13 protein-coding genes are annotated in these 13,696 nt (G+C 76.6%); 10 read left to right on the plus strand and 3 right to left on the minus strand.

What is annotated here, in order from left to right:
- The 5 genes from NPS70_RS10300 to NPS70_RS10320 all read left to right on the plus strand — a co-directional run bounded on the left by NPS70_RS10300 (position 1) and on the right by NPS70_RS10320 (position 4,087).
- Positions 1-927 (plus strand): DUF2510 domain-containing protein, encoded by a 927-nt coding sequence (locus NPS70_RS10300; protein WP_256523824.1) that lies wholly within the window; start codon positions 1-3, stop codon positions 925-927.
- A 115-nt stretch (positions 928-1,042) separates the two neighbouring features.
- Positions 1,043-1,954, plus strand: a complete 912-nt coding sequence (locus NPS70_RS10305; protein ID WP_256523825.1) for an N-acetylmuramoyl-L-alanine amidase — start codon at positions 1,043-1,045, stop codon at positions 1,952-1,954.
- 249 nt (positions 1,955-2,203) lie between these two features.
- The gene (locus NPS70_RS10310) at positions 2,204-2,989 is read left to right on the plus strand and encodes a DUF5336 domain-containing protein (protein ID WP_256523826.1); all 786 of its coding nucleotides are present in this window, start codon (positions 2,204-2,206) and stop codon (positions 2,987-2,989) included.
- A 215-nt stretch (positions 2,990-3,204) separates the two neighbouring features.
- Positions 3,205-3,495, plus strand: coding sequence for a hypothetical protein (locus NPS70_RS10315; protein ID WP_256523827.1), 291 nt, complete (start codon positions 3,205-3,207; stop codon positions 3,493-3,495).
- A gap of 109 nt (positions 3,496-3,604) precedes the next feature.
- Positions 3,605-4,087 (plus strand): NADAR family protein, encoded by a 483-nt coding sequence (locus NPS70_RS10320; protein WP_256523828.1) that lies wholly within the window; start codon positions 3,605-3,607, stop codon positions 4,085-4,087.
- Between the two features lie 50 nt (positions 4,088-4,137).
- On the opposite strand, the gene NPS70_RS10325 is transcribed toward NPS70_RS10320, so the two are convergent.
- The 3 genes from NPS70_RS10325 to NPS70_RS10335 form a co-directional block, all read right to left on the minus strand.
- Positions 4,138-5,217: a prenyltransferase/squalene oxidase repeat-containing protein gene (locus NPS70_RS10325; protein WP_256523829.1), complete on the minus strand. Its 1,080-nt coding sequence runs from the start codon at positions 5,215-5,217 to the stop codon at positions 4,138-4,140.
- Positions 5,214-5,966: a class I SAM-dependent methyltransferase gene (locus tag NPS70_RS10330; protein WP_256523830.1), complete on the minus strand. Its 753-nt coding sequence runs from the start codon at positions 5,964-5,966 to the stop codon at positions 5,214-5,216. Before NPS70_RS10330 ends, NPS70_RS10325 begins: the two co-directional genes overlap by 4 nt.
- Positions 5,967-6,060: 94 nt before the next feature.
- Positions 6,061-7,374 (minus strand): glycosyltransferase family 4 protein, encoded by a 1,314-nt coding sequence (locus tag NPS70_RS10335; protein WP_256523831.1) that lies wholly within the window; start codon positions 7,372-7,374, stop codon positions 6,061-6,063.
- A gap of 273 nt (positions 7,375-7,647) precedes the next feature.
- Here NPS70_RS10335 and NPS70_RS10340 point away from each other — a divergent pair, with 273 nt between their 5' ends.
- From NPS70_RS10340 to NPS70_RS10360, 5 genes are all read left to right on the plus strand, one after another.
- A complete protein-coding gene (locus NPS70_RS10340) occupies positions 7,648-8,313 on the plus strand; it encodes a TetR family transcriptional regulator (RefSeq protein WP_256523832.1) in 666 nt (221 codons plus the stop codon).
- Between the two features lie 300 nt (positions 8,314-8,613).
- Positions 8,614-9,873 carry a prenyltransferase/squalene oxidase repeat-containing protein gene (locus NPS70_RS10345; protein WP_256523833.1) on the plus strand — a complete coding sequence of 420 codons (1,260 nt, stop codon included), beginning with the start codon at positions 8,614-8,616 and terminating at the stop codon, positions 9,871-9,873.
- Positions 9,873-10,565: an SCO2322 family protein gene (locus tag NPS70_RS10350; protein ID WP_256523834.1), complete on the plus strand. Its 693-nt coding sequence runs from the start codon at positions 9,873-9,875 to the stop codon at positions 10,563-10,565. The genes NPS70_RS10345 and NPS70_RS10350 overlap by 1 nt, the downstream gene beginning before the upstream one ends.
- Positions 10,562-11,860, plus strand: a complete 1,299-nt coding sequence (locus tag NPS70_RS10355; protein WP_256523835.1) for an energy-coupling factor transporter transmembrane component T — start codon at positions 10,562-10,564, stop codon at positions 11,858-11,860. The genes NPS70_RS10350 and NPS70_RS10355 overlap by 4 nt, the downstream gene beginning before the upstream one ends.
- Positions 11,857-13,692, plus strand: coding sequence for an ABC transporter ATP-binding protein (locus NPS70_RS10360; RefSeq protein ID WP_256523836.1), 1,836 nt, complete (start codon positions 11,857-11,859; stop codon positions 13,690-13,692). Before NPS70_RS10355 ends, NPS70_RS10360 begins: the two co-directional genes overlap by 4 nt.
- The last annotated feature ends 4 nt before the right edge of the window (positions 13,693-13,696 follow it).

Here is a 13,696-nt window from a genome sequence, read left to right on the forward strand (position 1 = left end):
ATGAGCATGATCACTCCCGCGGGCTGGTACCCGGACGCGTCGGCCCCGGGACAGGAGCGCTGGTGGGACGGCGCCACCTGGACCGGCCACACCCGCCCGGCCGCCGCGCCTGCCCCGTCCGCACCCCCGGTGCCCCGCCACGGCCCGCCCCCGATACCGCCCGCCCCTCCCCTGGGTCCTCCCGGGACCGCACCGGACCCGGGGGCGCCCGCCCCGGGCGGGCCGCGACGACGGCGCGCCCTGCTCGCCGCGGTGGCCGCCGTCGTCCTCGCCGCCTGCGCCGCCGGGGCGCTGCTGCTCGGCGGCGGCGGGGGCGGCGGCCCGGCACCCGCGGCGAAGCCGCCCTCCGGGCCCACCGGCGCGGACACGGCCGCGGAGGGCCCGGAGAGCGGCGAGGAGGGCCCGGAGGAGCTGGCGGACCAGCTCAGCGGCATCAGCCTGCCCGTCCCGCACGGCTGGGAGGAGGCCCACACCTCGCTGGACGGGGCGACCACGGTCTGGACCGAGGGCCCCTTCAGCTGCCCGGGGGACCCGATCTTCTGCCGCCGCGGCCGGATGTCCTCCCGGCCCCTGCCCGCCGACGGCGCGTCCGGCCCCGAGGCGATGGCGCGCCGGGACATCGCGGACGCCGCCGAGGCCATGTACGGCACCCACCCGCTCGGCCTGGAGCCCTACGGCGGGATCACCTCGCACGAGGAGGTCGCGGCCGAGGCCGTGACGGTGGCCGGGCGGGACGGGTACCTGGTGCGCTGGCGCGTGGTGACCGGCGCCGGGCCGGGCGGCCTCGTCCAGTCCGTGGCCTTCCCCTCCGAGACGGGCCCCGACTCCCTGGTGGTCGTCCGCTTCGCCCTCGACGCCGGGCCGGAGGGTCCGCCCGTGACGCTGCTGGACGAACTGCCGCGCGGCATCCGCGCCCTGGGCGGCTGACCGCACCCCGGGGCGGGCGGGCCGGAGCGGACCCGGGCACGGCCGCCCGGCCGGCGGGGTGGCGGCCCCGGCGGGGTGGCGCGGCGGCGGCAGGCACTCCCGTTAGCATCGCGGCGTGCCGTACGACCAGAACCAGCGCACCCGCGACCGCTCCCGCCGCGCACGGCGGGGAGTGCTCGCCGCCGCCTTCCTGCTGCCCGCCCTCCTCGCCGCGGGGTGCGGCGCTCCCGGCGGGGCGGACGCCTCGGGCGGCACCCCGCCGGGCGGGGGCAAGCCGGGCGACACCGCCCCGGCCTCCCCTCCCGGCTCCGCGCCGAAGTCCCCGCCGTCCCCTTCGGCATCCGGCGAGGACCGCCCGCTGACCGGGCGCACCGTGGTCGTGGACCCCGGGCACAACCCCGGCAACTTCCGGCACACCTCAGAGATCGGCCGCCAGGTCGACGTCGGGACGCACCGCAAGGAGTGCGACACCACGGGCACCGCCACGCAGGCGGGCTACCGCGAGGCGGACTTCACCCTGGACGTGGCCCGGCGGCTGCGCAGCCTGCTGGAGTCCCGGGGCGCGAGGGTCCTCCTGACGCACGACGGCGACCGGCCGTTCGGGCCCTGCATCGACGAGCGCGCGCGGTTCGGCAACGAGGCGCGCGCCGACGCCGTGGTCTCGGTGCACGCGGACGGCTCCGCCGCCGGGAACCGGGGCTTCCATGTGATCCTCCCCGCGCGGGTCGAGGGCGGGGGCGCGGACACGTCCGCGATCGTCGGCCCCTCCCGCGAACTGGGCGAGCACCTCGTCGAGGCGTTCGCCCGGGCCACCGCCACCGAGCCGGCGGACTACCTCGGGGGCGGGACCGGGATCGACGTGCGGTCGGACCTCGGCGGCCTGAACCTCTCGACCGTGCCGAAGGTCTTCGTCGAGTGCGGCAACATGCGCAACGGCGAGGACGCGGCCCTGCTGTCCGAGGGGAGTTGGCGGCAGCGCGCGGCCGAGGGGATGGCGGACGGAATCGGCGCCTACCTCGCGCGCTGAGCACCGGCGCCGCCGTCGGCCGGGCCCCCCGCGCCCGCCGGGCCCCTGCGGCCTGTGCGCCGCCTGTGAACCGCCTGTGGGGATGCGCGGACGGCCCGTCAATCCGGATACCCGCGGGACGGCCGGAACCGGTGGACGATAGATTCCCCTCTACGATGGGGCCATCCCCCTCGCTCCGCTTCCGCGCCACCGCCAGGGCGGAGGGAACCGGCGACCGCTCCGACGAGACGACCTACGAAGGACTGACACGTGAACATCCGCTCCCTCACTCGAGGCGACGGCGTGGTGATCGGAGCAGCGGTGTTGCTGTTCATCGCCTCGTTCCTCAAGACCTACGACTTCGGGTCGGACGGCCCGAACGCGTGGGACTCCCTGAACTTCGCGTTCGGCGTCTACCTCGTCGGCATCCTCGGTGCGGGGCTCGTCGTGCTCTCCCGGCTCCAGCCCGGGCGGAAGATCGCGGGGATCGACCTGGGGCAGTTCGGCCTCGCCGCGACGGTCTTCGTGGTGTGGTTCTTCTTCTGGACGCTGGTGGACCTGGGCAACGCCAGCGCGGGTGCCGGGCTGATCCTCGGCCTGATCGCCGCCCTCGCCCTGGCCGGGGCGGCGATCGCCACCCCGCTGGTGCCCGCGCTCAAGGCCCCGCTGGCCGGTGCGCCGCGCCCTCAGCAGCCCTACAGCGCCCAGCCCCAGCAGGGCGGCTACGGCTACCCCGGCAGCCAGCAGCAGCAGCCGTACGGCGGCCAGCCGCAGCCGTTCGGCGGGCAGCCGGGCCAGCCGGGAGGGGGCCAGCCGGGAGCACCGACCCCTGCCGCCCCCCAGGGCCCCGCGCCCTCGGACTTCTCCCCGTTCTGGTTCGCCGTGCCGGTGGCCCGCCCCCTCTACGGCGAGGACGGGTCGCCCGCGCCGATCGCCGAACTGGCGCCCGGCACCTGGTACCTGGCGGTCGAGCAGCGCGGCCAGGGCCTGGTGGCGCAGACCCAGGACGGGCGCCGCGGCGTCCTCCAGGACACCTCCGGCATCCAGCGCGGCTGAGCACCGGCACGCCGGCCGGCGGCCCCCCGCTCCTGTGAGCGGGGGGCCGCCGCCGTCTGCGCAGCCGGGACCCGCGCCGGGCGGAGCCGCCCCGCCACCGGAACCCCGGGGCCGGGCCGCGAGCGCGGCCCCACGGGCCCGGGACCGGGGCGCCGGCACCCAAGCGGAACGGCGGCCCGGGTTTCCCGGGCGTACAAGCGGCAAGACGCGGTGACATGACAACACGTGCGAGCAACACAGCGACCGCAGGCCGGATCATCGCCGTGGTCGCCGACGTCATGGCCGCCGTGATCGGCCTGTGGATCCTGATGTACCTCCTGAAGGCCAACCAGGCCAACGACTTCGTGCAGTTCGTGCACGACACCGCGCGGTGGCTGGCCGGATGGTCCCACGACCTGTTCACCTTCGAGAAGGAGTGGGCGCGCGTGACCGCCGGCTACGGCCTCGCCGCGGTCGTGTACCTGTTCATCGGCCACGCGGTGGCCGGCCGCCTGCGCGGCCGCTAGCGCCGCGGACGGCCCCCGGGGGCGGCGGGTACGGCGGAGAAAACCGGTGGCGGGCACCGGGGCACGCCTGGCACCGTGCGGCGGACCGCACCCCTCGGAGGAGGTTCCCGTGACGATCTACTTCTACGGCGCCGACGACGTCCCCTACGGATGCTTCTCCAACTTCTCCCCTCACGGATTCGAGCTCGACGGAGCCTGGTGGCCGACCTCGGAGCACTACTTCCAGGCGCAGAAGTTCCGGGGCACCCGCCACGCGGAGCTCGTCCGGCGCGCCCCCACCGCGCTGCGTGCCGCGACCCTGGGGCGCGATCCGTCCAGGCCCCTGCGGAGGGACTGGGAACGGGCCAGGGACGACGTGATGCGCCGTGCGGTGGCGGCCAAGTTCCGGGCGCACCCCGACATCCGCGAGGTCCTGCTGTCCACCGGGGACGAGGAGATCGTCGAGGACACCACCACCGACCACTACTGGGGTCGCGGCAGGACCGGGAACGGCAGGAACATGCTGGGGCGGATCCTGGTGCGCACCCGGAGCCGGCTGCGCGCCGAACCCGCCGGCGCCCCCGGCGGCGACGGCCGCCGGCCGAGGCCCTGATCCGGGGCCCCGCCGCGTCCCGGCCCGGCCCCGTCCACCGGGCGCCCTCGTCAGACGCCCGCGCAGCACTCCCCCGAGAGCCCCCGCGGCAGGCGCTCGCCGCCGAACACGGCCACCGTCGCCTCGTCGCCGCCGAGTGCGGCGACGGCCAGCAGCAGCGAGCCCGCCGTCCAGGTCGTCAGCTCCTCCGGCCACACGGCGCGGTCGCCCTCGAAGACGTATCCCGTCCAGTACAGACCGCCTCCGGCGCGCAGGTGCTGCACCGACTGGAGTATCTCCAGCGCGCGGTCGGACTCCCCTATCGCCCAGAGGGCGAGAGCGAGTTCGCAGCTCTCGCCGCCCGTGACCCAGGGGTTGGGCAGCACGCAGCGCACCCCGAGCCCCGGCACCACGAACTCGTCCCAGCGCGCGTCGATCCGCGCCCTGGCCTCCGCTCCCGTCACGGCCCCGCCGAGGACCGGGTAGTACCAGTCCATCGAGTAGCGGTCCTTGTCCAGGAAGCGCTCGGGGTGGTGGCGGATCGCATGGGCCAGGGCGCCCGTCGCGAGCTCCCAGTCGGGCTGCGGGTCCTCCCGCTCCTCGGCGATGGCCAGGGCGCAGCGCAGCGCGTGGTGCACGGAGGAGCTGCCGGTGAGCAGCGCGTCGGCAACGGGTGTGCCGTCCTCCTCGCGCTTCCAGCCGATCTGGCCGCCGGGCTGCTGGAGCGCGAGGACGAACTCGACCGCGGAGTAGACGCAGGGCCACATGCGGTCGAGGAAGGGCTCGTCACCGGTGCTCAGGTAGTGGTGCCACACGCCGACCGCCACATAGGCGCAGAAGTTGGTCTCCCGGCCCCGGTCGGTGATCTCCGCGGGGTCGCCGTCGTGGTAGGCGGCGTACCAGGAGCCGTCGGCGTTCTGGTGGCGGGCCAGCCACGCGTAGGCCCTCTCCGCGGCCTCGTGCTCGCCCGCGGCGTCGAGCGCCATCGCGGCCTCGGTGTGGTCCCAGGGGTCGAGGTGGTGGCCGCGGAACCAGGGGATCGCGCCGTCCTCGCGCTGGACGGCCAGGATGCCCGCCACGGTCTCGGCCGCCTGTGCGGCGGTGAGCACGCCCGGCAGGACGAGGTGGTCGGTGCGGCCCGGGCTGGTCACGCGCCGGTCCCGGCGGCGGGGCGGGCGTCGGCCGCGGTGCGGGGCTTGGTGGCGTACGCCACGAAGCTCTTGCCGATGAGGGGGTTCAGCGCCCGCTCCGCGGTCCGGGTGGCCAGCGGCTTCTTCATGATGTCCCAGACCAGCAGCTTGTGGTACGCCTTCACCGGCAGCGCCCGGTCGTTGTCCACGCCGAAGGCGCACTTGAGCCACCAGTAGGGCGAGTGGAGCGCATGGGCGTGGTGGGTGCCGTACGGGCGCAGTCCCGCCTCCCGCATCCGGGCGAGGAGTTCGTCGGCGCGGTAGATGCGGATGTGGCCGCCCTCGACCTCGTGGTAGGCGTCGGAGAGGGCCCAGCAGATCTTCTCGGGGCCGTAGCGGGGCACGGTCACCGCGATCCGGCCGCCGGGGCGCAGCACGCGCACCATCTCGGCGAGGACGCCCTTGTCGTCCGGGATGTGCTCCATGACCTCGGAGATGATGACGACGTCGAAGGAGGCGTCGGGGAAGGGCAGGTTGAGCGCGTCGCCCTCCATGGCGGTGGCCGTGGCGCCCTCGGGTGCCTCCCCGGCCTCCTTCATCGCGGCGAACCACCTGGCCACCTCGCGGATCTCCTCGCCGTTGCGGTCCAGGGCGACGACCTGCGCTCCGCGCCGGTAGCACTCGAAGGCGTGCCGGCCTGCGCCGCAGCCCAGGTCGAGCACGCGGTCGCCCGGGGCGAGCGGAAAGCGGGAGAAGTCGACGGTCAGCACGGGGGTCTGCCTTCCTGCGGGCGGTGCGGGGCGTTCACGGGGCGGGGCGGTTCGGGCCGGGCGGCGCCGGTCCCGCGGCGGCGCCGGTGGGGCGTCAGGGGGTGCGGACGGCGGGCCGCGCGGCGGCGACGGCCTCCCGGTAGCGCTCGGCGGTGCCGAGGGCGGCCTGTTTCCAGGTGAAGCGGGCGAGCACCCGGGCGCGGCCCCGGGCACCGAGCCGTTCGCGCAGCGCGTCGTCGCCGAGGAGGCGGCGCAGCGCTCCGGCGAGGGCCTCGGAGTCCCCCGGCGGCACGGCGAGGCAGGTGTCCCCGTCGGGTCCGGCGACCTCGGGGATGGCACCGCCCGTGGTGGCGACCAGGGGGGTGCCGGTGGCCATCGCCTCGGCGGCGGGCAGCGAGAAGCCCTCGTACAGCGAGGGCACGCAGGCGATCTGCGCACCGCGGACCAGGTCGACGAGCTCGACGTCGGTGATGCCCTTGACGAAGCGGACGGCGTCGCCGAGGCCGTGGCGCTCGATCGCGCGGGCCACCGGCCCGTCCTCGGCGCGCCTGCCGACCACGACGAGGTGGGCGTCGGGGCGGTCGGTGCGGACCTTGGCGAGCGCCTCCACGAGGTGCACCAGGCCCTTGAGCGGAACATCGGCGCTGGAGGTGGTGACGATCCGCCCGGGCACCTCGGCCACGGACGGATCCGGTGAGAAGAGGTCGGTGTCGGCTCCGACGTGGACGACGTGGATCCGTTCGGCGGGCACGGCGAGGTGCTCGGTGATCTCCTGCCGGGAGGAGCCGGAGACGGTGAGGACCGACGGCAGACGGCGCGCGACCCTGCCCTGCATGCGGGTGAAGCCGTACCAGCGGCGCACCGACAGGCGGCGCTTGAGGTCGGCGGCCGCATCGAGGTCCAGGCGCCGGTCCACCGTGATCGGGTGGTGGATGGTGGTCACCAGCGGCGCGCCCACGTCGCCGAGCAGGCCGTAGCCGAGGGTCTGGTTGTCGTGGACGACGTCGAAGTCCCCGCGGCGGGCGCGCAGGTGGCGGCGGGCGCGCAGGGAGAAGGTCAGCGGCTCGGGAAAGCCGCCCGTCCACATGGTGGCGACCTCCAGCGCGTCGATCCAGTCGCGGTACTCGCCGCGGCCGGGCGTGCGGAAGGGGTCGGGCTGGCGGTAGAGGTCCAGGCTCGGCAGCTCGGTGAGCGGGACGCCCTCGTCGAGCTCCGGGTAGGGCTGGGCCCCGATGACCTCGACGCGGTGCCCGAGGCGGGCCAGCTCGCGGGAGAGGTGGCGGACGTAGACGCCCTGGCCCCCGCAGAACGGGTTCCCCTTGTACGTGAGCAGGGCGATGCGCAGTGGTGCGTCACCGTCGGCGGCCGCGTCTGCACGGGGCCCGGTCTGTATGGCCTCTGCGGTCACCCACGGCCCCCTTCTCACTGCGTTTCCGGCGGAGCGTAGTCGGTCGCGCTAACCTAGAACAAGTTTCAGACTTGATCGTCCGAACGCTCCGAATCTACCGGCAGGTAGCGCACCTGTGACCGGCGGATCAGGTGATTCACGCCACGGCCGGGGGCGGTCGTGCGGCACCATGCTGTGCCATCCGGGCACCGGCCCCGGAACGCGTGCCCACCGGCACCGGACGACGACGGCGGCACCCGGCGGCGACGGAACGACGACCACGGAACGGGACCCATGACAGGGCGAGCACGGCCGGCGGGAGCGGACGCCCCGCCCCTGACCGAGCGCCAGGAGGAGCGTCGGCGCCGGATCCTGCACGCCAGTACGCACCTGGCGGGGCGGGGCGGCTTCGACGCGGTCCAGATGCGGGAGGTCGCCGAGGCCGCGGGCGTCGCCCTCGGCACGCTCTACCGCTACTTCCCCTCCAAGATCCACCTGCTGGTGGCGACCATGCAGGACCAGCTCCAGCACCTCCACGCAACCCTGGCCAGGCACCCGCCCGGCGGCGCCGACCCGGCGGACCGGGTGGCGGAGACCCTGATGCGGGCGTTCCGGGCGCTCCAGCGGGAGCCGCACCTGGCCGACGCGATGGTCAGGGCGCTGATCTTCGCGGACCGCAGCGTCAGCCAGGAGGTCGACGCGGTCTCCCGCCAGACCACCGCGATCATCCTGGACGCCACCGGGCTGGCGGACCCCACACCGCAGCAGCTGTCCGCGGTGCGCGTCATCGAGCACACCTGGCACTCGACACTGATCACCTGGCTGTCGGGCCGGGCCTCGATCGCACAGGTCCGCGCCGACATCGAGACGGCGTGCCGCCTGATCGACCTCCCGGCGGAGGGCCCGCCCGGCGGGGAGGACGCGGGGGGTGCGGCCAGGTCACCCTCGGGAGCGCGGTGACCGGCCGGTAGAGTGGCCGGGTCGTCATCACGCCCGTACGGGGCGGGCCCGGAGCCTTCCGGCCCGCCCCTTCCGTTCGGCCGCTGCGCCTGAGCGGGCATCCCGGGGACGCCCCGTGCGTGCGCCACCGGCTCCGGCCGGGGCGCGCCGCGGGGGTCCCGTACGCGGTCGTGACCGGCTCGTGCCTCCGGCAGACCGCCGGCGGCCAGGCACCGTCGAGGCACGCGGGGCCGGAGTCCGGTGCCGCTCTGCGCGCCCGCGCCCCGGCGGACCGCGGGACCACGCAGGAGAGGCTCACCCATGACCACCGTCCGCCGCGGCGCAGCCGCGCTCGCCGCAGCCGCCGTGCTCGGCACAGGCTTCGCACCGGCGGCCCTGGCCGCCCCGTCGACCTCCCCCTCGCCCTCCGCCGCCCTCCCCGCGGGGCTGTACGGCACGGGCGACCCGACCTACGACGGCGTCTGGCGCCAGTCCCTGGCACTGCTCGCCCAGGACACCGCCGGGGTGACCCCTGCCGACCAGGCCGTCGCCTTCCTCACCGGCCAGCAGTGCGCCGACGGCTCCTTCGCGGCCTACCGCCCCGACACCTCCGCCGCCTGTGACGGGAAGACCAAGCCGGACACCAACTCCTCCGGTGCCGCGGCGCAGGCCCTCGCCGCGCTCGGCGGGCAGGACGCGGCCGTGGCCAAGACCGTCGGCTGGCTGAAGTCCGTCCAGAACGAGGACGGCGGCTGGGGCTTCTACCCCGGCGACGCCAGCGACGCCAACTCGACCTCCGCGGTGATCGGCGCCCTCGCGGCGGCGGGCGAGAAGCCTGCCGAGGTGACCTCCGGGGACGGCAGGTCGCCCTACGACTCGCTGCTCTCCTTCGCCCTGCCCTGCGACGGGGAGGACGGCGGGGCCTTCGAGTACCAGAAGGGCACGCCCGGCTTCATCGGCGACTCCACGGCCGCGGCCGTGACCGCGGCCAACGGCCGCGGGCTGGTCGTACCGCCCGCCACCGGCAACGGCGGCGAGGACGCCGAGTGCGGCAGCGGTGCGGACCTCGCGGACGCCGCGCGCAACGGCGCCGCCTACCTGGCGGGCGAGGTGGCCGAGACGGGCCACCTGGACACCCCGCCGATGCCGGGCGCCGAGGACTCCGACCCGGCACCCGACTACGGCAACACCGCCGACACCGTCGTGGCGCTCAGCGCGCAGGGCGTGCCCGGGCAGGCGGCCAAGCCGCTGGACTGGCTGAAGAAGAACGGCGCCTCCTGGGCCGAGCAGGCCGGTCCCGCCGCCTGGGCGCAGCTCGTCCTCGCGGCCCACGCCACCGGCACCGACCCCCGCGACTTCGGCGGCACCGACCTGGTCGCCGGCCTGAACGCCACCGGCCCCGCGCCGAAGAGCGGCGGCGCCTCGGCGGAGCCGGACGCCGGCGGCTCCGAGACCCCGGGCGAGGAGGCCGGTGACGGCGACGGCGGCTCGCTGACCACCTGGTGGATCGTGGGCGTGTTCTTCATCGCCGCGGTGGGTGTGGGCTTCCTCTTCAGCGGCCGCAGGAAGAACCAGGGCTGATGCTCCGCCGGTCCGCCGCAATCCTGTCCCTCCTCGGGCTGGGCGCACTGCTCGCCGGTCTCGCCGCCGCGCCCGCGCAGGCGGCCGGCTACCGGTACTGGTCCTTCTGGCAGGCCGAGGGCGGCGCCTGGAACTACGCCACCGAGGGGCCGGCGACCGCCCGTCCGGCCGACGGGGCGGTGGACGGCTACCGCTTCTCGGTGAGCGAGGACAGCGGGGACGCCGCCACCCCCCGTGAGGCACCGGACTTCGAGGCGGTGTGCGGCACCACCCCCGCCGCGGCGGGGACCAAGCGGGTGGCCGTGGTGATCGACCCCGGCACGCCCGAGGACGCCCCCTCCGGGCAGCGTCCGCCGGCCCCGCGCTCGGCCTGCGCGCAGGTCGGCACCGACGCGACCTCGGCCGAGGCGCTGGCGCAGGTGGCGAAGCCTCTGCGCTACGACGGCAGCGCGCTGCTCTGCGCGATCGGCGGCTATCCGCGCACCGGCTGCGGCGAGCAGGTGGACCCCTCCGGTACGGAGGCGGGCTCCGCGGAGGCGTCCGCGTCCGCGCCGGAATCCGGCTCCGCGTCCGGCGGGACCGGCTCCGGCGACGACGGGCAGGGCCCCTCGCTGGGCGTCTGGGCGGGCATGGCAGCCGTCCTCGGGCTGGGCGGGGCCGCCCTGTGGCGGGCCCGCCGACGGCGCGGATGACCGGGGAACCCTTCCGGGGGCGCCCCGCGCCCCGGCCGGAGGCAGCCGCGGGCGCCGCGGACGCACAGGCCCCCGGGGCGCCCTCGGGCACCCCGGGCGCGCCCGGCGCGGCCCCGGCTCGGGGAGGCGCGGACGCCCCGGCCGGGCGAGGCGCCGCCGGGCGGCTCGGACGCGCCGCCGAGCGGCTGCGCGCCCCGGTCGGCAGCCGCGGCAACGCCCTCCATGCGGGAGCCTGGTGGCTGTGGGCCGTGGGGCTCGCGGTCGCCGCCTCGCGCACCACCAACCCGCTGCTCCTCGGGCTGCTCGTGGGGGTGGCGGGCTACGTGGTCGCGGCGCGCCGCACCGACGCTCCCTGGGCCCGCTCCTACGGCGCGTTCGTCAAACTGGGGCTCTTCGTCATCGCGCTGAGGGTGGCCTTCTCGGCGCTGCTGGGCTCCCCGATCCCCGGCACGCACACGCTCTTCACCCTCCCCGAGGTCCCGATGCCCGGCTGGGCCGAGGGCATCCGCGTCGGCGGCCGGGTGACGGGTGAGCAGGTGCTCTTCGCCTTCTACGACGGCGCCAAGCTCGCCACCCTGCTGATCTGCGTGGGCGCGGCGAACGCCCTCGCCAGCCCGGCCCGGCTGCTGAAGTCGCTCCCGGGCGCCCTGTACGAGGCCGGTGTGGCGGTGGTCGTCGCCATGACCTTCGCGCCGAACATGGTCGCCGACGTCTTCCGGCTGCGCACCGCCCGCCGGCTGCGCGGGCGGCCCACCGGCGGGGTGCGGGCGGTCGCGCAGATCGGCCTGCCCGTCCTGGAGGGCGCGCTGGAGCGCTCGGTCGCCCTGGCCGCCTCGATGGACGCACGGGGCTACGGGCGGACCGCGCAGGTGCCGGCCGGAGTCCGTCGGACCACCAACGCCCTCACGCTGGGCGGCCTGCTGGGGGTGTGCGCGGGCTCCTACGGGCTGCTCGCCGCCGAAGGCGCCCGCTACGGCCTGCCGCTGACGGCCGCGGGCCTCGCCGCGGCGGCGGCCGGCCTCCGGCTGGGCGGGCGGCGCTCGGTGCGCAGCCGGTACCGGCCCGACCGCTGGGGTGCGCGCGCGTGGCTGGTCGCCGGTTCCGGTGCGGCGGTGGCGGCGCTGATGATCCACGCGGGCACCGTCGCCCCGGAGGCCCTGCACCCCGGGGTCGTTCCGCCCACCGTGCCCGAACTCCCCCTGTGGCCGGCCCTGTCGGTGCTGGTCGGACTGCTGCCGGCCTGGGTCGCCCCGCTGCCCCCCGCTCCCCCCGGACCCCAGGAGTCGTCCCCGTGATCCGTTTCGACGACGTGACGGTGACCTACGCCGACGCGGCCGCGCCCACGCTGGAGCGGGTGGACCTGACGGTGCCCGAGGGGGAGCTGGTGCTGCTGGTCGGCCCGTCCGGGTCGGGCAAGTCGACGCTGCTGGGGGCCGTCTCGGGGCTGGTCCCGCACTTCACGGGCGGCACGCTGCGCGGCCGGGTCACGGTCTGCGGACGGGACACCCGTACCCACCGGCCCCGGGAGCTCTCCGACGTCGTCGGCACCGTGGGGCAGGACCCGCGGGCCCATTTCGTCACCGACACCGTCGAGGACGAGCTCGCGTACGGCATGGAGTCCCTCGGGCTCCCCGCCGACGTGATGCGCCGCCGGGTGGAGGAGACCCTCGACCTGCTGGGGCTGGCCGAGCTGCGGGACCGGCCGATCGCGACCCTGTCCGGCGGCCAGCAGCAGCGGGTGGCCATCGGCTCGGTGCTCACCACGCACCCCCGGGTGCTGGTGCTGGACGAGCCGACGTCGGCGCTCGACCCCGCCGCCGCGGAGGAGGTGCTCTCGGTGCTCCAGCGCCTGGTGCACGACCTCGGGACCACCGTGCTGATGGCGGAGCACCGCCTGGAGCGCGTGGTGCAGTACGCGGACCGGGTGGTGCTGCTGCCGGGGGTCGGCGAGGCGCCGGTGACCGGCTCGCCGACCGAGGTGATGTCCGTCTCGCCGGTCCACCCCCCGGTGGTGGCGCTGGGGCGGCTCGCGGGCTGGTCGCCCCTGCCCCTGTCGGTGCGGGACGCCCGGAGGCTGGCCCCTGCGCTGCGCGACCGCCTGGCGGGGCTCTCCCCCGCCGCCGCGGAGCGCACGGGCGGGCCCGCCCTCCCGCCGGAGCCGGCCGAGGGGGCGGGGCCGGCTGGCCCGCCGCAGCCGGCCGAGGGGGCCGCAGCGGCGGAGGGGCGCACCGGCCGCTCCGGTTCCCCGCCCCGCCGCGGGCCGCTGCGGCGCGTCCTCGACCGCCTCCGGACGGGCTCCGGGGGCCCCCGCGCCCACGCACCGGCCCCCGCGCCCCGCACGCCGGACGCCGGAGGTCCGCCCGCGGCGCGCCTGCGCGGGCTCACCGTCCGCCGCGGCCGCGTCGAGGCGCTGCGCGGTATCGACCTCACCGTCTCCGCGGGCGAGACCGTGGCCCTGATGGGCCGCAACGGCGCGGGGAAGTCGACCCTGCTCGGCAGCCTGGTGGGCATGGTCGAGCCGACGTCGGGCACGGTCGCCGCCGGTGGGCTGACCCCCCGCCGCACCCCTCCCCGCGAGCTGATCCGGCAGGTCGGGCTGGTCCCCCAGGACCCCCGCGACCTGCTGTACGCCGAGACGGTGTCGGCCGAGTGCGCGGCGGCCGACGCCGACGCGGGCGCCGACGCGGGCACCTGCCTCGGGCTGGTCGGCACCCTGCTGCCCGATGTCGACGGCGCCACGCACCCGCGCGACCTCTCCGAGGGGCAGCGCCTCGCGCTGGCCCTGGCCGTCGTGCTGACCGCGCGTCCGCCGCTGATCCTCCTCGACGAGCCGACCCGCGGCCTCGACTACGCGGCGAAGGGCCGGCTGGTGGACCTGCTGCGGGGCCTGGCGGGGCGAGGCCACTCGATCGTGCTGGCCACCCACGACGTGGAGCTGGCGGCGGAGCTGGCACACCGGGTGGTGATCCTCGCCGACGGCGAGGTGGTCGCCGACGGGCCCACGGCGGAGGTGGTCGTCTCCTCCCCCTCCTTCGCGCCGCAGATCGCCAAGGTCCTCGCACCGCAGCGGTGGCTCACGGTCTCCGAGGTGGCCGCGGCCCTGGCCGGACGGGAGGAGCACCGGTGACCCC

Source organism: Streptomyces sp. C10-9-1 (assembly GCF_024497955.1).
Lineage (GTDB): Bacteria > Actinomycetota > Actinomycetes > Streptomycetales > Streptomycetaceae > Streptomyces > Streptomyces sanyensis.